The organism is Paraburkholderia sediminicola (assembly GCF_902859805.1).
Lineage (GTDB): Bacteria > Pseudomonadota > Gammaproteobacteria > Burkholderiales > Burkholderiaceae > Paraburkholderia > Paraburkholderia sediminicola.
In genome coordinates, this window is record NZ_CADIKC010000001.1 from 600,683 (window position 1) to 623,367 (window position 22,685).

Consider the following 22,685-nt stretch of genomic DNA (forward strand, 5'->3'; position numbering starts at 1 on the left):
CGGCACTCGAAAGAAGCCGCGCCTTTCTTGCCAGACACAGGACAGCCGTATCACCATGAACTCCAACCATCCAAATCACCCGCCGCTTACCGGGGCGACGCTCGCCCTGGGCTCGCTGAGCGTGGGTCTCGCGGGCTTTATGACCGTGCTCGATTCGTCGATCGCCAACGTCGCCATTCCGACCATTTCCGGCAACCTCGGTGTATCGGTCGACGAAGGCACGTGGGTCATCACCGTCTTTGCCGCTGCGAATGCAATCGCGATTCCCTTGACTGGCTGGCTGACGCAGAGGCTGGGGCAGGTCCGGCTGTTCGTCGGCTCGATATTGTTGTTCGTGTTCGCATCCTGGCTGTGCGGCATCGCGCCGACGTTGCCGATCCTGTTGTTTGCGCGCGCGCTGCAGGGCGCCTTTGCCGGGCCGCTCATCCCGATGTCGCAGGCACTGCTGCTCAGTTCGTGGCCGAAGGCGAAATCCTCGCTGGCACTCGCGCTGTTCTCGATGATCGTGGTGACCGGGCCGATTGTCGGGCCGTCGCTCGGCGGCTGGGTAACGGACAGCTATAGCTGGTCGTGGATCTTCTATATCAACATCCCGGTCGGACTGTTCGCTGCCGCGATGGTCTGGCTTCTCTATCGCAAGCGCGATACGCCGGCCAGAAAGCTGCCCATCGACGTTGTCGGGCTGGTGCTGCTAATCGTCTGGGTCGCGTCGCTTCAGGTGATGCTGGACAAGGGTAAGGATCTCGACTGGTTCTCGTCGACCACGATCGTCGTGCTGGCTATCGTTGCGGCAGTGGGTCTCGCGGCATTCATTATCTGGGAGCTCACGGAAAAGAATCCGATCGTCGACCTGACGCTGTTCAAGCAGCGCAACTTTCTCGGCGGCACCGTTTCGATTGCCGTCGCGTATGGCATCTTCTTCGGAACGCTGGTGCTGCTTCCGCAGTGGATGCAGGAGTACCTGGGATATCGAGCCGTCGACGCAGGGCTTGCTACGGCGCCGCTGGGCATTTTCGCGGTGATCGGCGCGCCCCTCATGGGCAAGATTCTGCCGCGTTCCGATGCGCGCATTATCGGCACGTTCGCGTTCATCGGATTCGCGATTGTCTACTTCATGCGCACGTATTTCTATACCGACATCAGCGAGGGATACATCATCCTGCCGACCCTGTTGCAGGGTATTCCGATGGCGCTGTTCTTCGCTCCGCTCACCGTGATCATCCTCTCGGGGCAGCCGCCCGAAAAGGTGCCGGCCGCAGCCGGACTGTCCACCTTCGGACGCGTGTTCTTCGGCGGTATCGGTACGTCGCTGGCGAACGTCGTGTGGAATAACCGGACGATCATGCATCACGAGATTCTGACGCAGCAGTCGAGCCCGACCAACCCGATCTTCAATGCGCAGATGGAGTCCTACCATTCGGTGCTTGGTCTGGGACAAGGCGCTTCGTATGCGTTGTTCGACCATACAGTGCAGACGCAGGCCGCCATGTTAGGGCTGAACGACGTGTTCTACGGAGCCGCGATCATCATGATCATCATCATCCCGCTCATCTGGATCACGAAGCCAGGCAAGGCTGGCGGTTCGAGCGACGCGGCCGCGGCGGCGCATTGAAAGACGGCTGGGGATTGTCGTCCGTACCGGGCACCATCCCACAAACCGTATAGGTACTGTACCGGCGTGGTTCGCTAGAATGCTCCGAGGGTCTTATCGACCAACCTCGGAGCCACCCATGTCCATGTCCTACCTCAGTCTCAGCGCGCTCCCCGCCGGCATTCTGTTCGCGCTCGTCACCACGATCACGCCCGGTCCGAACAACACGATGTTGCTCGCCTCGGGCGTCAACTTCGGCTTTCGCCGCACGCTACCGCATCTCTCAGGGATCAGCGCCGGGGTCGTACTGTTGATGCTGTCGGTGGGGATTGGTCTGGGCGAAGCCTTCGTGCACTTCCCGGTGCTGTACACGGTGCTCGAAGTCGCGAGCGTCGCGTACCTGTTGTACCTCGCGTGGAAAATCGGCACGTCGGGTGAGTTGAAGGTGAAGAAAGGCGATCGCCGGCCCATGAAGTTTCATGAAGCCATTGCGTTTCAGTGGGTCAATCCGAAAGCGTGGATGATGGTGCTGACCGCCGCCACAACGATTCATCTCAGCGAGAGCGCCAGCGTGAATGCCATCGCGATGGCGGTGATCTTCTACGTGATCGGCTTTCCGTGTATCTGCCTGTGGGCGGGCTTCGGCACGGCGATACGCAAAGTGCTGTCGGACCCGAAGCGGCTGCGCATCTTCAACGTCGCCATGGCGCTGCTGCTGGTGCTCTCGCTGTATCCGATCGCGCTCAAACTGCTCGGCCAGTCCGTTTAGGATCGGGCCCGCTAGATCGCGCCCTGCCCGACTCGCTCGATGAAGCGCCACAACGCGTCGTCGGTCGAGTACGGCGCGTTGAAACGGAACCAGGCGCTCGGGGCGTCGTCGGGACGGAAATAGGAGCCAGGTGCGAGCCAGATGCCGTGCTGAAGCGCGGCCGTCGCGACCTCGCTCGCACGTTCTGCTTCGATCGGCAGGCGAGCCCACAGAAACAGGCCGGCTCGCGGCCGGTGAAACAGTTCCAGTCCGAGCGAATCGAGACGCTCTTCGACTGTCGCATGCGCGAGCTTGAGCCGCTCGTTCACGACTTCGACGTGACGCGCATAGCGCCCTTCGAGCAGGACCTTGTCGACGATCCGTTCGATCGCTTCCGACGAGGTCAATCCCACCGCCATCTTCGTGCGCGCCAGTTCGCGCAGGACTGCACGCTCGGCGACCACATAGCCGCAACGCAGCCCCGGCGTCACCGTCTTCGAAAAACCGCCCACGTAGAGCACGCGCTGCAAGCCTTCCATGGCGACAAACAAAGGCGCGCCGGACGGCGCCAGCTCGCGGCTGACGTCGTCTTCGATCACCCACATGCGCTGCCGCTCGGCGATCTGCAACAGACGAAACGCCGCCGACATGCCGAAGGTCGCGCCGGTCGGATTTTGCAGCGTGGTGTTGACGAAAATTGCCTTCGGCTTGTGCTGCGCGACCAGCGCTTCGAGCACGTCCGTATCGACGCCGGCCGGCGTGCGCGGCACGCCATGCACCACCAGACCCGCCAGCTTGAGAATCTGCAGCAGATTGCAGTAACCGGGATCTTCGACGATCACAGCGTCACCCGCGCGCAGCAGCGTGCGGACGATCAGATCCAGCCCTTGCGTCGCGCCCTGCGTGAGCAGCACGTTGGAAACGTCCACCGGCAAACCGCGCCGGTCGAGTTGCTCGGCGATCCGCTCGCGCAGCGGCGCGAAACCGTACGGATGCCCGTAGTCGCCGAGCCGCGCCGCCGGCACGCGGCTCATTGCACGCAGCGCATGCTGCAAACCCGTCTCGTTGATCCATTCGTTCGGCAGCCAGCCGCCGCCCGCCTTGATCGGCACCGAGTGGTCGGCGAACACGTCGGACAGCAGCCAGGTCGCGGTCAGGCTCGGCGGCTGCCAGTCGGTCGGGGCTGCGCGCGCGGACCGCGCGCGCGCAGCCACGCGATAACCGGAACCGCGCCGCGCCACCACGAGCCCCATCGAAACGAGACGGTTGTAGGCCTCCGTGACCGTGAAGGTGCTCAGTTCGTGGCTTTGCGCCAACTGCCGCACCGAGGGCAACAGCGCGCCGGCGCGCAGCGACTGCGCCTCGATGGCGCGCGCGAAGCCCTGCACGACCTGCTCAACGAGCGTGGGAGCGGCGCGTCGGTCACGCTCAAGTTGTAGTTCGATCATGGTTCGGACTGAAAGACCGGTTGCGACGGCCGGCTACGTTGCCAGAAAGATGGCGCGGAAGGCGCCAGATAAAGCGTCAAATGGAGTCACCGCGGCGTCATCGCGCGATCGACACAGTTACCGCAAATCCACCAATACAGTTAGCACCACACTGCGTCAACTGTTTATGCCGCCATTAAACCGCGGACGCTACAGTTTCGCTACCACTTCGAGGAGAAAACCATGACTTCGCGCCCCGTCATCGACGACCTGTCGTCTTTCTGGATGCCCTTCACCGCCAACCGTCAGTTCAAGGCCGCGCCGCGCCTGCTGGAATCGGCCAAGGGCATGTACTACCGCACCACGGACGGGCGTGAAGTGCTCGACGGCTGCGCGGGTCTCTGGTGCGTGAACGCCGGCCACGGCCGCGACGAAATCGTTGCCGCGATCACCGAACAACTGTCCACGCTCGACTTCGCGCCGACCTTCCAGATGGGCCACCCGCTGGCGTTCGAAGCGGCCACCAAAGTCGCCGAACTGATGCCGGACGGTCTCGACCGCATCTTCTTCACGAACTCCGGCTCGGAATCGGTCGACACCGCCCTGAAAATCGCGCTGGCGTACCACCGTTCGCGCGGCGAAGGCCAGCGCACGCGTCTGATCGGCCGCGAGCGGGGTTATCACGGCGTGGGCTTCGGCGGCATTTCGGTGGGCGGCATCGCGCCGAACCGCAAGACCTTCTCCGGCGCGCTGCTGCCGGCGGTCGATCATCTGCCGCACACGCATAACCTCGAACACAACGCGTTTTCGAAGGGCCAGCCGGCCTGGGGCGCGCATCTCGCCGACGAACTCGAGCGCATCGTCACGTTGCACGACGCATCGACGATCGCCGCAGTGATCGTCGAACCGGTGGCCGGCTCGACGGGCGTGCTGATTCCGCCGCAAGGCTATCTGCAGAAGCTGCGCGAGATCTGCACGAAGCACGGCATCCTGCTGATTTTCGACGAAGTGATTACCGCTTTCGGCCGCGTCGGCAAGGCGACGGCCAGCGAATATTTCGGCGTCACGCCCGATCTGATCACGATGGCCAAGGCAATCAACAACGCTGCGATCCCGATGGGCGCAGTGGCCGCGAGCCGCACGATCCACGACACGATCGTCAACGCCGGCGCACAGGGTGCGATCGAACTGTTCCACGGCTACACGTATTCGGCCCACCCGGCTGCGGCCGCTGCCGCCGTTGCGACACTCGACCTGTATCGCCGCGAAGGCCTGTTTGAGCGCGCCGCGACAATGGCGCCGAAGTTCGAAGCCGCCGCTCACTCGCTGCGCGGTGCCAAGCATGTGAAGGACGTTCGCAACCTCGGCTTGATCGCGGGCGTGGAACTCGAGTCGCGCGACGGCGCGCCGGGCGCGCGTGCTTACGAAGCGTTCGTGAAGTGCTTCGAGGCGGGCGTGCTGGTGCGCTTTACCGGCGATATCCTCGCGTTCTCGCCGCCGCTCATCATCGATGAAGAGCAGATCGCGCACATCTTCAAGACGGTGGGCGACGTGCTGGCGACAGTGCAGTAAGACCGAGCGATGTGGCGCGCGTGGGTGGCGCGCGCCCCGCTCACCCACGTCGCCGTCCTGGCGACGACACCAGTGATATCAGTGATGCGCGCGTGAAGCCCTCGTGTGCGCGGCCTTTTTGGCCGCCGCCGAGCGGCCTGAAGCGCCCTTGGTCGCTGCTGCCTTCTTCGCCGCGGCGGAGCGGCTGGCCGCCGGACGCCTGGCTGCTGCCGACTTCGCCTGCTTCGACATTGCGGTGTGCGACGCGCCGGCGGTGCTTTCACGCTTCAAAGCGTTGGTCGCGGCGCGTGAACGCTTAGCTGTCGACTCGCTGCTCGCGCGCTTCTTCGCCGTGCTCTTGTGCTGTCCTGCGGCATTGTCCTTTTGCGCTTTCTTGCGGGTCGCCTCGCTCGCGGCGCCCTTTTTCGGCGATTTCACGGCGACGCCTGCGCGCCGCGCTTCCGACAGGCCGATTGCAATCGCCTGCCTGGCCGACCTGACGCCGTGCTTGCCGGCGCGCACCTTATCGATCTGTTCCTTGACGAATTCCCCTGCCTGGGTACTCGGTGCCTTGCCGGCACGCTTGTCGGCTTGGGCACGCTTGATGGTTTTCTGTTCGGGCATGACAGTCCTCCGGTTCGCTGTTGGCTTTGTACGTGCAGCAACGCGTGTGCCGGGGGGCGTGCGCCGCGGCGGCCGATGCGGGTGGAGCGCTGCTTGACGGGGATGGGGGCGTTTTGCGGGGCGCGGGCGTTTTCAGAAGGAGTGCCGCTGCCGTGGTGAGACATCGGGAAAGCTCGTTGCGGCGCAGCGAAACTTCAGGAAATTGGGTGACAAGGCTCGCGCCTGGCAACTGGACGGCGTATGGTGAGAGCAAGGGTTGGCGCCGTGGTCCGACCTGCCGGGAGACGCCCATGAAGATACCTACCGTTCGCGCAGGTGCGCATATCGAAGGCGTGCATTGGGTTGCCGAGTACGCTGAGGACGTTCACGAGATTCGTGTGTTCCGCGAAGGCCAGGAAGTGGATGTGCATAATGCGCCGTCCTCGTTGTTCGGCGATGAGGAGAATGCGGGGTCGAGGAGCACCGCTGATCATCGAGCGGTGGAAGCCGCTGTGTTGGCTTATTTGCGGCGGTTTGTGATTGAGCATGATGCGGAGGAGTAGGGTTTTTTGCCTGCGCGGCGCTTGTTTTTCGGTGTTCCCGGGGCTTTGGGTTTTCGTTGTTCTGGCTTTCGTGCCTTTCCTTGCATTGTTAGTGGTCTATTAGCGTTGCCCCTGTGCGGGGCGGCACCTACTTTTCTTTGCCGGCTGCAAAGAAAAGTAGGCAAAAGAAAGCAGCTCAAACCGCTAATGCTAAGCGGGGGCCGTGGTCTGCTGCGGGTAGTGGTGCATCTGGAATCTGGGTTCGTGCCCCTGCATACGCCAGTGACAAAGGCGTCATACCTCCGGCGGCGCTGCGCGCGCCGAAGAGCTATTCATAAAACCGATCGCTGCGTTTTGGCGCTCGCGTCTCACCACCGGACCGTGGCTCGTCCTTGCACCGCCATCACCGCGATTGTGATTGGAACTGCAACTGCGACCGCCAGCCGTAGCCGTAGCCACCGCCGCAGCCGCGATTGCGATTGCGATTGCGGGGCACCGACAATTCATTTGAAGCGGGGGTTTCCGGGTGAATGCAGAAGCGCGTCGCCGAGGCGAAGCCGACGGCCCCCACAAACCCCAACCGAAGCCCGCGGTTTCCCCTGCAAACCCGTCCGCGACGCACGCAGTGCGGAGTGGGAGCTGATGAGTCCTTTGTCACTAGCGCTGAATGCGCGAGAGCACGGATTCCAGTCGCACCACTACCCGCAGCAGACCACGGTGCCCACTTAGCATTAGCGGTTTGAGCCGCTTTCTTTGCTTATCTTTCTTTGCGGCGGCAAAGAAAGTAAGTGCCGCCCCGCACAGGGGCAACGCTAATAGACCACTAACAAATCAAGGAAAGGCCAAAGCCCCAAGAACACGGCCAATGCCGCCGCAAAAGGCAAAAAAAGAACCTTCACTCCCCCGGCCGCAACTTCTTAACCTCAGCATCCGAAGGCTGCACACTCCCCCCATCGATATACCGATAAGAAGTCATCACCCCCTTACCGTCTTTAAGACCGGTAACCCCAACAAACGCCCCCATGGTCGACTGATTATCCTGCGCCCGATAAGTAATCGGCCCGAAGGGCGTCTCCACCCCCAGCCCCTTGAACGCGGCGGCGAGCTTATCCGGATCGGTAGAACCAGCCTTCTTGATCCCCGCCGCGATCGACATCAACGCCGAGTATCCAACCACCGACCCCAGTCGCGGATAATCGTGATATTTCGCCTGATACGCATCGACAAATTTCTTGTTCGCCGCCGTATCGATCGAATACCACGGATAGCCCGTCACAATCCATCCGGTCGGCGCCTCCGCTCCCAACGGATCGAGATAGTCCGGCTCGCCCGTCAGCAGCGACACCACGCTGCGATCCTTGAACAAGCCGCGCGTATTGCCCTCGCGCACAAACTTGCCGAGATCGGCGCCGAACAGCACGTTGAAAATTGCATCCGGCTTCGCGTCGGCAATTGCCTGCGACACCGCGCCCGCGTCGACATTGCCCAGCGGCGTCGCCTGTTCGGCGACGAACTCCACGTCCGGCTGCGCCGCTGTCATCAGCTTCTTGAACGTCGCCACCGCCGACTGTCCGTACTCGTAGTTCGGATACACAAGCGCCCAACGCTTCTTCTTCAGCTTCACCGCCTCGGGCACCAGCATCGCCACCTGCATATACGTCGACGGACGCAGACGGTACGTGTATTTGTTGCCGTCGGCCCAAACGATCTTGTCGGTCAACGGCTCGGCCGCGAGGAAGAAAATCTTCTTCTGCTTCGCGAAGTCGGTCAACGCAAGACCGGTGTTCGACAGGAACCCGCCGAACAACAATTGCACCTGCTCGCGTGCAATCAACTCCTGCGCGACGCGGATGGTGTCGCCCGGATTGCCGTTGTCGTCGCGCGACACCACTTCAAGCTGTTTGCCGAGTACGCCACCCGCCGCGTTCACCTGCTCGAGCGCGAGATTCCAGCCGTTCTTGTAAGGCCCGAGAAAGGCGGGCTGCGCCTTATAGCTGTTGATTTCACCAATCTTGATGGTCTGCTGTGCACTCGCGCCAACGGCCGCGAGCGATAGAACCGTTGAAACCGTGAGGCGAGAGATCCATCCTGCGCGCGTGGTCATGCGTTTCTCCGTTATCAAAAGGATTGCGGGAATGCGGTCGTTTTTATCAAGCGTTGAAGCGTTTGGCGATTCGTCCGGCGAACCGTATTGCGAATTGTGCTGCCAGTGGTGCTACGGGCGATGCTGCGAGTCATGCTGCAGTACGTTTGGCGATTTCACTCTGCCCGCGGCGTCGCGCGAATTCTCGCCACGCTCGCTGTGACGTCCTGCCATGCCGGCTTGCCGCCGGCAAATTGCTGACGCAGGTAAGTCACGAGTTCGGCGACCTGGGCGTCGTTGAAACTGTCGCGGTAAGCCGGCATCGTACCGAGTTCAGGCCGCGCAGGCGAGCCGATACCGTCGAGAATCACACGAATCAGATTATCAGGCGTCGTGCTGTGCAGATTCGTGTTAAGCGCAAGCGACGGATGCGCACCGAACAATTGCGGTCCACTGCCCGTGTGATGACAGGCTGCACACGCGCCGTCGAAGAGACGCGCACCGAGACCCGTTGCCGCGCCCGTGATCGTACTGGCCTGCTCGTATTGACGCGCCATCGCCACCGGATCCGCATTGGGCTCCAGCGGACTCAACGACGCCAGATACGTGGCCATCGCGCGAATATCGGTGTCGGGCAACACCGCCAGATCGTTGACGACCGGCGCCATCGGTCCGGCCGCGACACCATGCAGCGGCGCATGCCCGTAGCGCAGATAGCTGAACAGTTCGTCCTCGCTCCAGGGCACGGGCGCGTTGGAAAGCGTCGACAGCGCGGGTGCCTCCCACCCTTCCGCCACGCCGCCGCCCATGAAGGCGGCACCGGTTTTCTCGGCGCCGAATGCATTGCGCGGCGTATGGCATGCGCTGCAATGGCCGAGGCCGTTCACGAGATACGCCCCGCGATTCCATTGCGCACTCTGTGTCGCACTGGCGGTAAACGTATTGCGTCCGAGGAAAAGCCCGTTCCATACAGCCATCAAAGGACGCACGCTGAATGGATAGGCGAGCTTCGTTTCCGGCGGTCTGGAACGCACCGGCGTTTGCGCCATCAGATACGCGTAGAGCGCTTTCAGATCGTCGTCGGACGTGTTCCTGAACGACGTGTACGGGAACGCGGGATACAGATGATGGCCGTCTCGGCTGATGCCTTGCCGCATTGCCCGCATGAATGCGTCGAGCGACCATGTGCCGATCCCGGTTTGTCCGTCAGGCGTGATGTTGGTGCTGTAGATGGTGCCGAATGGCGTATCGAGCGGTTTGCCGCCGGCATTCGGCACGCCGTTGTGCGCGGTATGACAAACCGCGCAATTGCCCAGCGCCGCCAGCAGTTTGCCGCGCGCCACCAATTCGGGCGCAAACGCGCTCGCGAGCGGCGGCGTAATCGGCGCCATGGCTTGTGGCGTCAAAGCCAATGCACCGAGCCAGCCGGCCGCACCCGCGGCAATTGCGCCGAGAAAACCGAGCCGCCAGCGCTTCTTCTTGCGCGCCGCCGCATCTTCCGCTTGCGCATCGGCAAGTGCAGCGCGGATCGTCTCCGGGGTGAACGGCGGTCTGCGAAAACGCACACCTGTCGCGTCGTACAGCGCATTGGCGATCGCCGCGGCACCAGGCAGCGACGCTGATTCGCCTGTGCCCATCGGTGGCTCGCCGTGGCGCGGCATCATCACGACTTCGATCACCGGCACTTCGCGGAACGTCAGAATCGGATACGCGCCCCACTCCTGGCTCGTCACCGCGTTATCGCCGAACGTCACGCGTTCTTTCAACGCACGGCTGGTCGCCTGAATCACGTTGCCGTGTATCTGATGACGCACTCCGTCAGGATTCACCATAGTGCCGGTGTCCTGGCCGACCACCACGCGCGTCACTGCGAGTTCGCCGCTCTTGCGATTGACTTCGACGTCAGCGACCCACGCTGACCATGCCGCGCCAAAACCGGGGAATTTGCTGTGCACGTAGCGGGCGTAGGCGAAACCTCGGCCACGCGCAATGTCGCCCTCTTCCTGATCATCTTTCAAGGCGATGTTGCGAGGTTGCCAGCCAGCCTTCTCGGCCACGGCCTTCACGAGATCGATCGCGCGCGGATCGGTCAGATGCTTCAAACGAAACTCGACCGGGTCTGCGCCCGCCTCAGCCGCGAGTTCGTCGATAAAGGATTCATGCGCGAAGGTGTTCGGCAAGGCCGACACGCCCCGTAACCAGGACGCGCGCACAATCGGTGGCGTGTCGTCGCAGACAATGCGCATGGTCCGGTAGTCGTACGGCGGCACCGACGTGCGGTCGCCCATTTCGAATACTTGCGGCTGCGCGGAAATGGTTCCGGTGAGTAGCAACGCTAACGTGGGCGCATCGTTCGAGGGATAGCGCGTCGCGAAATCGTAGGCAGCGAGCTCGCCTTCCGCGCTCAAAGCGCCGCGCACGTCCATCAATTGCGCGGCGCCCTTCGGCTCCCATGCATGCTCGTCTTCGCGCGATAGTTGCACGCGCACCGGACTGCCGGTTGCGCGCGACAGCAGCGCGGCGTCGGCGGCGACATCGTCCGCACAATTGCGACCATAACAGCCCGCCGCGTCCATCCGCACGATTTCGATGTTCCCTTCATCCAGCGCCATCAGCAACGCGAGATCGGCGCGCAACGAATGAGGGTTCTGCGTGCCGGACCAGACTTTCAGCTTCGCATCGCGGTAGTCGGCCACCGCGCACGACGGTCCAATCGACGCATGCATCTGAAACGGCCATACGTAGGTGCGTTCCAGCGTTCGGGCAGGGTCTTGCGCGAGTGCTGCGTCAACGTCGCCTTCGATCACCAGATCGCGTCGCCTGGCCGGATTCGCTCTTAGCGCGGCTTCCACTTCCTCGCTGGTTTCGAGCGCAGGCAAACCCTCGACCGCTTTCCACTGCACATGCAGGCGCTTCACCGCCTGCTGCGCGACCTCTTCGCGCTCAGCCACGATGCCGACAAAATCGCGGATCACCACGACCTTGACGATGCCTGGCAAATCGCAGACCGAAGCTTCATCGACATGCAACAGACTGTTGCCCATGAAGTCGCCCTGCGCGACACCGGCATACGGTGGACGGACAACGCGCCCGTGCAGCATGCTAGGCACACGCACGTCATGCACGAAACTCAATTCCCCGGTCGCCTTCGCCGGAATATCGACACGTGGCGTGCTCTTGCCAACGATCTTGTACGCGTCCGGCGATTTCAAAGGCGCATCGGTGGCAAGGTCCAATTCGATGCGCCGCCCGGTGATCAATTCGCCGTAGGCAATGCTTTTTTCCGTCCCGCCATCGCGCGTGAAAACCACACCGTCTCGCACATCGAGTTGCTCTGTGCTGACATTCAGGCGCGCGGCCGCTTCCGCCAGAAGGAACTGACGTGCTTGTGCCGCTGCATGCCTGAGTGGCACCGCCGATATCTGGATCGTCGCGCTTGCAATCGTCGGCCCCTGATTCGGCGCCTCGCTGGTGTGGCCGAGTACGACCGACACACGCGTCAACGGCACATCCAGTTCTTCCGCAACGATCTGCGCGAGCGCGGTGCCGATGCCGGTACCGAGATCGACGTGACCGTTGAACGCCACCACGCTGCCGTCGTCGCGCACCACGAGAAACATGTCCGCCTCGGTCGGCACGAACGACGAGCGCGACCCCGGCTGACCGATCGCAGGCTTCACCGGCGCCTGTGGCGGCCGCGTGATGATGAGCACGCTCTGCGCGTCATAGAGCTGTCGTCGTGACAGCGGCGCGGAACGTCGATCGACGCTGAAATCCGGCCCTGTCATGCACGCACTCCTTCACGCACGGAGTTTTGCTCAGCGAGCAGTTCGGCCGCGCGCTGCACGGCGCGCACAATCTCGACATGCGTGCCGCAGCGGCAAAGGTTGCGCGACAGTTCCCGCCGGATCGTCTCGACGCTCGGATGCGGATCGCGATCGAGCAACGCTTTGGCGGTCATGATCATGCCGTTCAGGCAATAGCCGCACTGCGCGGCCTGTTCTTCGATAAACGCCTGCTGCACTGGATGCAGTGCGACACGCGTGCCCAGTCCTTCGAGCGTGGTGATCTCGCGCCCCAAGGCAACCTTCGCAGTCGTCACGCAGGAACGCGTCGGCATGCCGTCGAGCAGGACCGTACACGCGCCACACTCGCCAAGTCCGCAGCCGAATTTCGGACCGTTCAACGCGAGATCGTTACGCAGCAGATAAAGCAGCGGCGTGTCCACAGCGGCGCTGACGAGATGCGTCACGCCGTTGACGTGTAGCGCGAGAGGCGCCGGGCGGTTCATGACAATGCCGGCCACGCCGTGCGGCGCGCGTTCAAAGCACCACCGGCACTTCGGTCGCCGGTGGCGTATTACGGCTGCGCCGGCAGCGGATCAAGCCATCGATCATCACCATGCCGACACCAGGAATATCGCCGAGTTGCACACTCTCCAGCAGCGTATCGGCAGCCGTGTGCTGCGCGCGGTCCATGAAGACGAGGTCGGCGGGGCGGCCCACTTCGATCAACCCTTGCCGCAGATTGCGTTGCCGTGCGGTATTGCCGGTCGCGAAGCAGAAAGCGATTTCTGCGGGGACATCGGCGAGACTGGAGATCAGCGCGATCATCCGCAGAATGCCGAGCGGCTGCACGCCGGAACCCGCCGGACTATCGGTGCCGAGAATGATCCGATGCGGACACTTCAATTCGATCGCATGACGTGCGGTGAGCAAGGCGATCCGTTCGTTGCCGTTGTGAACGATCTCGAGCGCCCGGCTCGATTGCTCGCACAGATCGCATACGTGCCGATAGGAAAGCGACGTATGGCCGCCATTGATGTGGCCGATCACGTCCGCGTCAGCGGCGAGCACCACGTCCCGATCGATCAGACCCGAGCCCGGAATCGACGGACCGCCCGTGTGAATCGTGCTTTGGATGCCGTACTTGCGGGCCCAGGCGACCATCTGCGCCGCTTCTTCGCCGCCTTTCACGCTGCCGAGTCCCACTTCGCCGAGCAGCTTCACACCCGCTTCCGAGAGCTCCTTGAAGTCCTCCTCGACCATGCCCTTCTCGATCACCGGCGCACCAGCCATGACTTTCACGCCACCGCCGACACCTGCGCCACGCATTCCTTCGAACGAACGTTGAGCCGTAATGGCAAGTGCCTTTACGCCAATCACGTCTTTCGGACGGCCAGGCAAATGCACTTCGCCGGCGGAAATCATCGTCGTCACGCCGCCGTTCAGGTTCGATTCGATCCAGCCCATCTGATTCTGGCGCGGCGTCCAGTCGCCGAACACCGGATGCACGTGCGAATCGATCAGGCCTGGAGCGACAGTGGTGCCTTTACAGTCGACGGTGGTCCGCGCGCCTTCGAGGTCGCAATCTTTCTCTCGGCCGATGGCGACGATCACGCCGTCATCGATCACCAGCGTGTTCGCATCGAGAATCGGCTGGTCGATATCGCCGGATAACAGCAAGCCGATGTTCGTTACCGCGACCTTGCCCGACAAGCCTGTCAACGTCTCTGCTGCCATCTGCCTCTCCTTTCGCACCGACTGCCCGTCGTCGGATGCGTGCACAGCCTGCACGCATCCGACGCCAATGGAATCACACGCTCAGATAAGCGCGCCTGACTGTTTCGTTCTTTGCGAGTTCGCCGATCGTACCGCTGAAGCGGATCTGCCCTTTTTCGAGGACGTATGCGCGATCGCTGACCAGTTCGGCGAAGTGCAGATTCTGTTCCGACAATAGAATCGACAGCCCTTCGCGCTTGAGTTCGAGAATCATGTTGGCCATCTGCTCGACGATCACGGGCGCGACGCCCTCGGACGGTTCATCGAGCAGTACCAGATACGGATTGCCCATCAGCGTGCGCGAGACGGTGAGCATCTGCTGCTCGCCGCCGCTCATCTGGCCGCCGGGACGTTTCGGCATTTCGCCGAGATTGGGGAAGAGGCGGAACAGCTTTTCCGGCGTCCACTCAGGCGCACCTTCACGTGGCGGCTGACGGCCCGTATCGAGGTTCTCCATCACGGTCAGATCGGAGAACACCCGGCGATCTTCGGGGACGAATCCCATGCCCATGCGGGCGATCCGATACGGCGGCAACGCCGCGATGTTTTGCCCGCGAAAACGGACTTCTCCCTGACGCCGCGGCAGCAGACCCATCACGGCTTTCATCGTCGTCGATTTGCCGGCGCCGTTGCGACCCATTAGCGCGACGACTTCGCCGCGGCCGACTTCGAGGCCGACGTCGAACAGAATGTGCGCGCGGCCATAGAACGCGTTGAGGCCGGCGACTTTCAGCATCGGCTCGCTCATTGCAGCGCTCCTTGTCCTTGATGGCCGCCCGCCGCTTCATGCAGCGGCGCGCGTGGCTGGAAGGTCTTGCCGGTGCCGAAATAGACTTCCTGCACGCGTGCGTCGTTGCGGATCGTTTCGGCATCGCCCTCGGCGATCAACTTGCCGCGCGCGAGCACGATCATGCGATCGGCGTACGCGAATACAACGTCCATACTGTGCTCGGTAAACAGCACGCCGATTTTGTGCTCGGTGACGAGTCGCTTGGTCAACGCCATCAGCTCGTTGCGCTCCTTTGGCGCCATGCCGGCAGTAGGCTCGTCCATCAGTAATAGCTTTGGACGGTTCGCCAAAGCGATAGCGAGTTCAACGCGCTTGACGTCGCCGTATGCGAGCACACCGCAGGCGCGGCTCGCGTCGGCGCCCATGCCGACGTGTTCGAGCAGCGTCATGGCTTCATCCGCATAGCGCAAGCCTGCGGGTTTCCAGAGCCCGAATGTCTTTCGTTCACGCGAGACCAGCGCCATCTGCACATTTTCGAGCACGGTCATCGAATTGAAGGTCGCGGCAATCTGAAATGTGCGGCCGACGCCCAGGCGCCAGATATCGCGTGGCCGCATGCCGACCAGCTCATGATCGTTGAGACGAATCGAACCGGACGACGGCTGCAGTTGCCCGTTGACCATGTTGAAGCAGGTCGACTTGCCCGCTCCGTTCGGACCCAGCAGCGCCAGCAGTTGACCGGCTTCGAGATCGAAGGAAACATCGTCGACCGCTTTTAGCCCGCCGAACGATTTGGAGAGGCCGGAGACGCGCAGCAAGCTCATAGCCCCTCCTTGATCGCCGTACCCTGTGACGGCGATGGAGCACGCTCTTCCGCCTTATCCACCGTATCGTCGCCGAAACGCTCGCGAATGAAACCGACGATGCCCTGCGGAAACGCAATCACCAGCAGCAGGATCGCGAAACCCAACAACGCCTGCCAATAATCGGTTTGCCGCGCGACGGTGTCCTGCAACCACGTGAACACGGCTGCGCCGACGATCGGGCCAGTCAACGTCTGCAAGCCGCCGAGCAGCACCATCACAAGGCCATCCACTGAACGGCTGACGCTGATCACCTCCGGCGAAATCGTCCCCTTGGAGAAGGCATAAAGCGATCCGGCAAGCCCGCAAAACAGCGACGCGACAACGAACGCCGCCCACTGCACGCGTTTCACGTCGATGCCGATTGCCTCGGCGCGCAGCACCGAATCGCGCGACGCCCGCATCGCGTAGCCAAGCGGCGAGAACAGCATCTTGCGCAACAGCCACACGCCGATCACGGCACAAACGAGCGTCAGATAATAAAAAGCCACCGGCGACGACAACCAGTTCGACGGCCACAAGCCGAGAATGCCGTTACTGCCGCCCGTCACGTCGTCCCACTGAAACACGACCGACCAGACGATCTGCGCGAAAGCGAGTGTCAGCATCGCGAGGTAGACGCCTGAGAGGCGCACGCAAAACCAGCCGAACACAAGCGCGCCAGCCACGGCGAGCAAGGGGCCGAGCAGCAACGCGGCTTCCATCGGTAGATTCAACACTTTGAGAAACAGCGCGGCGCCGTATGCGCCCAAGCCGAAGTACGCGGCGTGGCCGAACGAATGCATGCCGCCAGGGCCCATGATGAAATGCAGACTCGTCGCGAACAACACGGCAATCAGGATCTCAACCAGCAGCACAGGCATGTAGGGAAACGCATTGGCTGCAAGCGGCGCGAGTACCAGCGCGAGCAACGCGATGGCCGCCAACCACTTCAGGCGCTTGCCCGCCGGCCGCAACGGCGCTTCAGGCGCGGCCATGCCACGCACTGCGGCGCTCGCCTTCCCTAGCAAGCCCCAAGGCCGCACCACCAGCACGACCGCCATCACGACGAATTCCGCAACGAGCGTAAAGCGGCTCAACGACAGATCGATGCCGAACACCGAAACATGGCCGATACCGATGCACAGCGCCTTGATCTCGGCGATCAGCAAGGCCGCGACAAACGCACCCGGAATCGACCCCATGCCCCCGACCACGACGACGACGAACGCATTGCCGATAGTCTCCAGATCCAGCGACAGATTCGCCGACATCCGCGGCCCTTGCAGCGCGCCGCCCAGGCCGGCGAGAAACGCGCCGACGAAAAACACGCCGGTAAACAGCCACGCCTGATTGATCCCTAGAGCACCAAGCATCTCGCGATCCTGCGTGGCGGCACGCACCAGCGTGCCCCAACGTGTGCGCGTCAACGCATACCAGAGCAGCAGCAACACCACCGGCCCGATCACGATCAGCGCGATATCGTAGGTCGGCAGCGGATGGCCGAGAAAATTGACTGCGCCAGCCAGATGCGGCGCACGCGGCCCGAACAGGTCTTCCGGGCCCCACAGCCAGAGCGCGGCGTCACGAAAGATCAGCACCAGCGCGAATGTCGCCAGTAGATGGAACAACTCGGGGGCCTGGTAGATGCGCCGTAACACGATCATTTCGACCAGCGCACCGAGCACCGCAACCACCAGCGCGGCCGCCAGTACCGACAACCAGAATCCACCCGCCGTATGGCCGAAGCGACTCGCGATGCTATACGCGACATAGATGCCGAACATATAGAACGAGCCGTGCGCGAAGTTGACGATACGCGTCACGCCGAAGATCAACGACAAACCGGCGGCGACGAGAAACAGCGTCGACGCGTCGGCGAGTCCGTTGACCAGCTGTACCAGCAAATTCGAAAGCATCGCGACCCTTGAAGTAACTCAGCGCAAACCGTCTTCGCCTTTGATCTCACTCACCTGCAAGCCGCCGATACGCGGTAACGGCCGGCCCGAAGCCGTCACTGCGACCGCCACGACAATTTCGTTGGCGCGCGGCGCGTCTGACACGCGCGCTTCGATTGCATCGAAATGGCTGCGCACGAAGGCCGCATCCTTGTGTCCCAGCGGCACGTCGATCGCGGTGCCAAGCGTACCCATTTTTTTCGCCGACGGCACCAGCGCCGCGCCCTTCTCGACTGCGACCCGCAGCGGAGCACCGAGCTTGGGGTGCAGAATCGCCGCCGCATGTTCGAGTTCCCCCGCTTCGCCGACGATCGCCGCCTTGCCATAGCTCTGCGCGTCGCCCGGTTTGATACCTAAGGCTTCGACGCACTTGTTGCCGAGCAAGGCACCCAGTTCCTCACCGGCTTCGATCAGCGCGTCAAGCCTGGCCTCATAGCGGCCCGCGTAAGGATTATCGATCACCGCAATCGCGACTGCACGGCGTGTCGGTGGCTCGATGGCCTGCCCCATTTCAATGCGTGTCTCATCGACCTGCACGACCAGCTTGCGAAGCTTGATTGCCATTTCGATCTCCGGGTTTCGATGCGTGTTCTGCTTAGTGTTCTACTTACTCGCCTCAGCGCATCGTTTCAGCTCAGCGCTTCGACTCATTGTTTCATTGCAATGCTTCAGCGCATTGCGTGGCTCGGGCGCCGCTCAACGCAAGCCGTCCTTGCCCACAATCGCCTCTTTCGCCAGGCCTCCAACGCGCGCATGCACGCGCTGGCCCGTGCTCATCACGAGGATATACACCAGCTCGTCCGCTGCGGGCGCGCCGGGCACACGCACTTCGATCGCATCGAAATGGCTGCGCACGTAGCTCGCGTTGACATGCGTCAGCGGCACGTCGAGCGCGGTGGAAGGCGCGCCGACTTTCTTCGTCGACGGCACGATCGCGTTGGTCGGCACGCCGTTTTTTTCCAGCAGTTCGCGCATCGCATAGCCGCCGGGGACGTGCCACAACGCGCCATGCTCGAGTTCGCCGCGCGAGCCGATGATTGCACCCTTGCCATAGCTTTCGATCGCCGCGTGCGGCACGGCCATCGCCGCCAGCAACCGTTGCGCCATGTCAAAGCCGATCGGCTTAAGCGCTTCCATGGCGTGTTCGATTCTGGCTTCGTAGCGGCCGGCGAACGGATTCGTCATCACCGCGGCAATCGCGCCGCGCCTGAGCGGCTGCGCAGGCGCGGGACCGAACTCGTGGAAAATGTCTTCGACGTGCGTCAGCACGCGGCGTATTTCGAACACGGAGCCTCCGTTGTTATCCGGGCGCGCTGCATAAATAACGCGCCATTCTGATAGGTACCACCGGTCACACGCGCCCGCCCTTGCAGGAACAGCACGGCGCCTTCGATCAAACCTTGTTCGTGCAAGCGCTGCGCCGCGTCGACACCGCGTGCCAGCGCGAAATCGATTAGTGGTTGCGGCAAGGACGGCACGTCGACAGTCACGAGCAGATCACCGAGATCGCTATCGTCCTTCAACGAGGAAGCCGGCCTGCGCACGATACCCGCATGCTCCAGATTGACGGCGTTGGCGATCATCGTGGCGGCGGCATCGGCGGTGGCGGCATTGCGGGCGAGCACCGTTACGCTGTCGGCGATCCCCAGGCTGAAGCTGCGGCCGCGCCAGCCGCTTGTCGCGACGCCGCGAATTGGCATGGCGGCGTCGAGCGTCAGGTTTGCGTCCAAAGCCCGATCGCCTGAGGCTTTCTCGCCTGAGAACGCCGCCAGATCGGCGAACACGCCCACGCGGTACTGCTGTCCTTCGGTCAAATGGAGTGCGATGTCGCCGCCGTTGTTGATGAAGGCGCGCGAGATGCCTTCGCGTGCAAACGCCGTGATCAATTCGTCCGCGACGCTGCCTGCAACGGCCGCCATCGGCGTGATATAGCGCGCGCGGTGCGGATGACATGCGTTCCACATGCGCCGCGCCACGGCGCCTTTCAACGTGCAATCCCTATGCGCCGCGTCGCCCGGCACAGGCTGCCGAAGCAGCTTCAACTCGCCGACCAACTCGGGCAATACGTCCACAAAGCGCGCCCAGCACGCCTCGTAAGCAGCCTGCACCGCGGAGGGCTCGCCGTCCGCGCTGAGGATCAGATCGATCGGGCCGTGCTGCCAATGCCAGCGGGCCGCGTCGAGCCGGGTTCGGGTGGGGTTCATCGTGTGCGTCGAGTTTGTCGTGTCGATTGTGCCGGCGGTGGCGCCGCCGTTAGCCTGGCATTGGCGGCATGGCCGGCGGCCACGGATTGTCGGGATGACGCGCGATAGTTCTGCGCGCGAGCGGCGCCCCTTCCGTATGCTCCGGTCCATTCGCCAGCACGCTTTCCAATGAACGCACTGCGTCGAGATGGCCGCCGAGATCGCGATACGCGTCATACGTCATGGTGAATTCGATCGGCGCGACGATCGCAGGCGTGGGCACAGTGCCGAACGATCGATCGGGCATGCGCGAGACATCCACCATCACGGTGATGCCGCCACCCGGCCACACGTAGGTTGGCGCGCCGCCACATGTTACGTTCACCAGCCTCTGTTTGATCGCGCGGGTGAGCAGGACCGGGTTCTCCGTTGCCCCCGCTCGCAGACTGCCGCCCGCGCCGCCGAGAAACAGCACCGTTGCAAGCGACGGCTCGCAGTTCTCGCCGATTCGTTCGACCGTGCCTCGCACGGCATCCGGCATGGCTGCGATGCGCGGCACGAGGTTCTGATCGAGTTCATACCACTGCGCGTGTTCGCCGGTGGTCGACACCATCAGCAAGCGCATACCGGGTTTCGCCACCGCCGGATCGAAGCTTTCGACAATCGCCAGCGGGTCCTGAATGTCGGTGCCGCCCCAACCAGTGCCGGGGTTCGCCACCTGGAAATAACGGCCAGGCGTCGATTTGCGTCCGCGAATCTTCAGACCTGAGGGCGTCATGCCGAGGCAACGGCCCGCCTGGTGCTCAGTCAGCACGCCGGTGATGTGATCGTCGACCACGACCACTTCGTCTGCGTGACCGAACCATTGCTTCGCAAAGATACCGATGGTGGCCGACCCACAACCCACCCGCATGCGCTGTTCTTCGACGCCATCGACAATCGGCGCCGCACCCGCGCGAATCACCAGACTCGCACCGCCGTCGATGGTCAACTCCACCGCTTCCTTGTTGCCGAGCGCGAGCATCATGTCGCACGTCACGCGGCCTTCTTTCTTGCTGCCGCCCGTCAGATGATGAACACCGCCGAGGCTCAGCATCTGCGAGCCGTACTCCGCCGTAGTCACATGGCCGACAATCTCGCCATGGCAACGTACGTTCGATTGCTCCGGCCCAAGAAAGCGGTCGGTATCGATCTTCACCTTGAAGCTGCAATAGCTGAAAATGCCCTCGGTGACGACCGTGACCATGTCGACGTCGTCGCGCTTCGAGGAAACGATGAAAGGTGCGGGCTTGTAGTCGGGATACGTGGACGATGCGCCAACGCCGGTAACAAACAGCGCCTGTTCCGCGACGGGATCGCGCACCTCCGACGATGCACCAAATTCGACCGTGGTATCCGCATTGCTTGTGATCGCTTCAGGCGAATCCGCGGCGCGTGAAAGAAACACCACAGGGTCGACCCGAATCAACCGTCCGTCCGCATTCGCATAACGATCGCACGCGCCGGTGCGGCCTTCCGAAATCTGGCACAACACCGGGCACGCATTGCATTCGATCTTGTTCGACGCCATCCGCTCGCTGCGCGGCGCCGCTTTTTCGAGCACGGTCGGACCCGGCGTCGAGGCGGTTTCGCCGTCGACGCGTTCCGCACCGAAATCGACCTTCGTATGTTCTGTCATGGTGGGGTTCCATACGACGACATTACAATCGGTCCTGCCCGGCTGACAAATAGTCCCTGTTTAAAGGCACTTTTGCGTGACCCGCACTTTTCCATGTTGCGGTCACTCACCGTTCGTGTAGCATCTACTACACCAAACTTGCTTGAAATCTACTCGATCAAAATAGACTGCGCAACGAGTTTCCCGGTAGTTTTCCAGTACCCGTCTGAATGCTGCGGCGCGGCATCCCCGCAGGGATTACGAATCAATCTACGCCGAAGCAGATGATATTGCAGGGCATTTCGTCACGCGTAATATGGGCTGTATGATGAAGGCGCGCCAAATCTGAGCGCACCAAGCGGCTACGGCGCATGCCGTTCAACCTGACGCTAACAAAGAGATCCGAGACCGCCATGAGTCCCACTGCTGCCCGCAAGCCGGGCGCTATCGGCATCCGAGCGAAGCAGGCGCAAGACACGCGCGCCAAGATTCTCAAAGCGGCAATCAAGGTCTTTGCAAAGCAAGGCTATGCAAGTGGCCGGGTCGAAAGTATTTCGAAGGCCGCGCGTTCGCACGACCGGATGATCTATTACTACTTCGGCAGCAAGGAACAATTGTTTGTCGAAGTGCTGGAGACGATCTACACGCAGTTCAACGAGGCCGAAAGCAAGCTCGCTCTCGATCTGGACGATCCCGTGCACGGCCTCGAACAGATGGTCGAATTCGTCTGGCAGTATTACCTCGATCACCCCGAGTTCGTCACCCTGCTGTCGAGCGAGAATCTGCATCAGGGCAAGCACGCGAAGAAATCGTCCAAGCTGAAAGAGATTTCGGGCTATGCGATTTCGGTCGTGCAGAAGTTGCTAGACGCGGGCAAGGCGCAAAACGTCTTTCGTGACGACGTCAAAGCGCGTGACGTGTATCTGATAATCGCGTCGCTCGGTTATTTTTATAACGCCAATCAGTACACGCTAGGGGCGTTTCTCGGTGAACCGCTGATGGACAAGGCCGCGCTCGCGCATTGGCGCGAGGTCATCAAGGATACGGTGTTGCGCACCGTGCGCGTGCAGTCGCCGGTGGACAAGATAGTGATGGATGTGAGCAGAACGGCCTGAAGCGCGTTTTGTCTGACGTGCGCTTCAGGCTCCGCATTGCGTTTTGAGCTGCTTCATTCCTGCAGAAGGCAGGACTCGCGGGACGGCTGGTTAC

At 62.4% G+C, this 22,685-nt stretch carries 18 protein-coding genes; 5 read left to right on the plus strand and 13 right to left on the minus strand.

All coding sequences use genetic code 11. The features are described 5' to 3' along the window. Positions 1-55: 55 nt before the first annotated feature. Both R8871_RS02630 and R8871_RS02635 read left to right on the plus strand, forming a co-directional pair. The gene (locus tag R8871_RS02630; RefSeq protein WP_175048913.1) at positions 56-1,612 is read left to right on the plus strand and encodes a DHA2 family efflux MFS transporter permease subunit; all 1,557 of its coding nucleotides are present in this window, start codon (positions 56-58) and stop codon (positions 1,610-1,612) included. A 124-nt stretch (positions 1,613-1,736) separates the two neighbouring features. Beyond that, on the plus strand, positions 1,737-2,360 hold the full coding sequence (locus tag R8871_RS02635) for a LysE family translocator (RefSeq protein WP_175049957.1): 624 nt from the start codon (positions 1,737-1,739) through the stop codon (positions 2,358-2,360). Between the two features lie 11 nt (positions 2,361-2,371). On the opposite strand, the gene R8871_RS02640 is transcribed toward R8871_RS02635, so the two are convergent. Then, entirely contained in the window at positions 2,372-3,787 is a 1,416-nt protein-coding gene (locus tag R8871_RS02640) for an aminotransferase-like domain-containing protein (RefSeq protein ID WP_175048914.1), read from the minus strand. Positions 3,788-4,009: 222 nt separating this feature from the next. On the opposite strand from R8871_RS02640, the gene R8871_RS02645 reads away from it, so the two are divergent. Then, on the plus strand, positions 4,010-5,338 hold the full coding sequence (locus R8871_RS02645; RefSeq protein ID WP_175048915.1) for an aspartate aminotransferase family protein: 1,329 nt from the start codon (positions 4,010-4,012) through the stop codon (positions 5,336-5,338). A 78-nt stretch (positions 5,339-5,416) separates the two neighbouring features. On the opposite strand, the gene R8871_RS02650 is transcribed toward R8871_RS02645, so the two are convergent. After that, positions 5,417-5,941: a DUF6496 domain-containing protein gene (locus R8871_RS02650; RefSeq protein WP_175048916.1), complete on the minus strand. Its 525-nt coding sequence runs from the start codon at positions 5,939-5,941 to the stop codon at positions 5,417-5,419. Between the two features lie 290 nt (positions 5,942-6,231). Between R8871_RS02650 and R8871_RS02655 the strand changes: the two genes are divergently transcribed. Then, positions 6,232-6,483 (plus strand): hypothetical protein, encoded by a 252-nt coding sequence (locus tag R8871_RS02655; protein ID WP_175048917.1) that lies wholly within the window; start codon positions 6,232-6,234, stop codon positions 6,481-6,483. An 874-nt stretch (positions 6,484-7,357) separates the two neighbouring features. Here the strand turns inward: R8871_RS02655 and R8871_RS02660 are convergent. The 11 genes from R8871_RS02660 to R8871_RS02710 all read right to left on the minus strand — a co-directional run bounded on the left by R8871_RS02660 (position 7,358) and on the right by R8871_RS02710 (position 21,497). Next, complete coding sequence (locus R8871_RS02660) at positions 7,358-8,566, minus strand: ABC transporter substrate-binding protein (protein ID WP_175048918.1); 1,209 nt, start codon at positions 8,564-8,566, stop codon at positions 7,358-7,360. A gap of 155 nt (positions 8,567-8,721) precedes the next feature. After that, positions 8,722-12,333, minus strand: coding sequence for a molybdopterin cofactor-binding domain-containing protein (locus R8871_RS02665; protein ID WP_175048919.1), 3,612 nt, complete (start codon positions 12,331-12,333; stop codon positions 8,722-8,724). Continuing rightward, positions 12,330-12,836, minus strand: coding sequence for a (2Fe-2S)-binding protein (locus tag R8871_RS02670; RefSeq protein ID WP_175048920.1), 507 nt, complete (start codon positions 12,834-12,836; stop codon positions 12,330-12,332). Before R8871_RS02670 ends, R8871_RS02665 begins: the two co-directional genes overlap by 4 nt. 31 nt (positions 12,837-12,867) lie before the next feature. Next, positions 12,868-14,067 carry an amidohydrolase family protein gene (locus R8871_RS02675; RefSeq protein WP_175048921.1) on the minus strand — a complete coding sequence of 400 codons (1,200 nt, stop codon included), beginning with the start codon at positions 14,065-14,067 and terminating at the stop codon, positions 12,868-12,870. Positions 14,068-14,140: 73 nt separating this feature from the next. Next, complete coding sequence (locus R8871_RS02680; protein WP_054043304.1) at positions 14,141-14,854, minus strand: ABC transporter ATP-binding protein; 714 nt, start codon at positions 14,852-14,854, stop codon at positions 14,141-14,143. Next, positions 14,851-15,660: an ABC transporter ATP-binding protein gene (locus R8871_RS02685; RefSeq protein WP_175048922.1), complete on the minus strand. Its 810-nt coding sequence runs from the start codon at positions 15,658-15,660 to the stop codon at positions 14,851-14,853. Before R8871_RS02685 ends, R8871_RS02680 begins: the two co-directional genes overlap by 4 nt. After that, positions 15,657-17,597, minus strand: coding sequence for an ABC transporter permease (locus tag R8871_RS02690; protein WP_175048923.1), 1,941 nt, complete (start codon positions 17,595-17,597; stop codon positions 15,657-15,659). The genes R8871_RS02685 and R8871_RS02690 overlap by 4 nt, the downstream gene beginning before the upstream one ends. A gap of 18 nt (positions 17,598-17,615) precedes the next feature. Then, positions 17,616-18,200: an amino acid synthesis family protein gene (locus R8871_RS02695; RefSeq protein WP_175048924.1), complete on the minus strand. Its 585-nt coding sequence runs from the start codon at positions 18,198-18,200 to the stop codon at positions 17,616-17,618. A gap of 132 nt (positions 18,201-18,332) precedes the next feature. After that, positions 18,333-18,923, minus strand: coding sequence for an amino acid synthesis family protein (locus R8871_RS02700; protein WP_093647603.1), 591 nt, complete (start codon positions 18,921-18,923; stop codon positions 18,333-18,335). Continuing rightward, a complete protein-coding gene (locus tag R8871_RS02705; RefSeq protein ID WP_175048925.1) occupies positions 18,899-19,840 on the minus strand; it encodes a UPF0280 family protein in 942 nt (313 codons plus the stop codon). Before R8871_RS02705 ends, R8871_RS02700 begins: the two co-directional genes overlap by 25 nt. A 49-nt stretch (positions 19,841-19,889) precedes the next feature. Beyond that, positions 19,890-21,497 carry a 6-hydroxynicotinate reductase gene (locus tag R8871_RS02710; protein ID WP_175048926.1) on the minus strand — a complete coding sequence of 536 codons (1,608 nt, stop codon included), beginning with the start codon at positions 21,495-21,497 and terminating at the stop codon, positions 19,890-19,892. A gap of 392 nt (positions 21,498-21,889) precedes the next feature. On the opposite strand from R8871_RS02710, the gene R8871_RS02715 reads away from it, so the two are divergent. Beyond that, a complete protein-coding gene (locus tag R8871_RS02715) occupies positions 21,890-22,591 on the plus strand; it encodes a TetR family transcriptional regulator (RefSeq protein ID WP_175048927.1) in 702 nt (233 codons plus the stop codon). Positions 22,592-22,685 lie beyond the last annotated feature (94 nt).

Bases quoted from the DNA above. Each gene is read 5' to 3' on its own strand.
- R8871_RS02630 (WP_175048913.1), top strand. From the start codon at position 56: ATGAACTCCAACCATCCAAATCACCCGCCGCTTACCGGGGCGACGCTC.
- R8871_RS02635 (WP_175049957.1), top strand. From the start codon at position 1,737: ATGTCCTACCTCAGTCTCAGCGCGCTCCCCGCCGGCATTCTGTTCGCG.
- R8871_RS02640 (WP_175048914.1), bottom strand. From the start codon at position 3,787: ATGATCGAACTACAACTTGAGCGTGACCGACGCGCCGCTCCCACGCTC.
- R8871_RS02645 (WP_175048915.1), top strand. From the start codon at position 4,010: ATGACTTCGCGCCCCGTCATCGACGACCTGTCGTCTTTCTGGATGCCC.
- R8871_RS02650 (WP_175048916.1), bottom strand. From the start codon at position 5,941: ATGCCCGAACAGAAAACCATCAAGCGTGCCCAAGCCGACAAGCGTGCC.
- R8871_RS02655 (WP_175048917.1), top strand. From the start codon at position 6,232: ATGAAGATACCTACCGTTCGCGCAGGTGCGCATATCGAAGGCGTGCAT.
- R8871_RS02660 (WP_175048918.1), bottom strand. From the start codon at position 8,566: ATGACCACGCGCGCAGGATGGATCTCTCGCCTCACGGTTTCAACGGTT.
- R8871_RS02665 (WP_175048919.1), bottom strand. From the start codon at position 12,333: ATGACAGGGCCGGATTTCAGCGTCGATCGACGTTCCGCGCCGCTGTCA.
- R8871_RS02670 (WP_175048920.1), bottom strand. From the start codon at position 12,836: ATGAACCGCCCGGCGCCTCTCGCGCTACACGTCAACGGCGTGACGCAT.
- R8871_RS02675 (WP_175048921.1), bottom strand. From the start codon at position 14,067: ATGGCAGCAGAGACGTTGACAGGCTTGTCGGGCAAGGTCGCGGTAACG.
- R8871_RS02680 (WP_054043304.1), bottom strand. From the start codon at position 14,854: ATGAGCGAGCCGATGCTGAAAGTCGCCGGCCTCAACGCGTTCTATGGC.
- R8871_RS02685 (WP_175048922.1), bottom strand. From the start codon at position 15,660: ATGAGCTTGCTGCGCGTCTCCGGCCTCTCCAAATCGTTCGGCGGGCTA.
- R8871_RS02690 (WP_175048923.1), bottom strand. From the start codon at position 17,597: ATGCTTTCGAATTTGCTGGTACAGCTGGTCAACGGACTCGCCGACGCG.
- R8871_RS02695 (WP_175048924.1), bottom strand. From the start codon at position 18,200: ATGGCAATCAAGCTTCGCAAGCTGGTCGTGCAGGTCGATGAGACACGC.
- R8871_RS02705 (WP_175048925.1), bottom strand. From the start codon at position 19,840: ATGAACCCCACCCGAACCCGGCTCGACGCGGCCCGCTGGCATTGGCAG.
- R8871_RS02710 (WP_175048926.1), bottom strand. From the start codon at position 21,497: ATGACAGAACATACGAAGGTCGATTTCGGTGCGGAACGCGTCGACGGC.
- R8871_RS02715 (WP_175048927.1), top strand. From the start codon at position 21,890: ATGAGTCCCACTGCTGCCCGCAAGCCGGGCGCTATCGGCATCCGAGCG.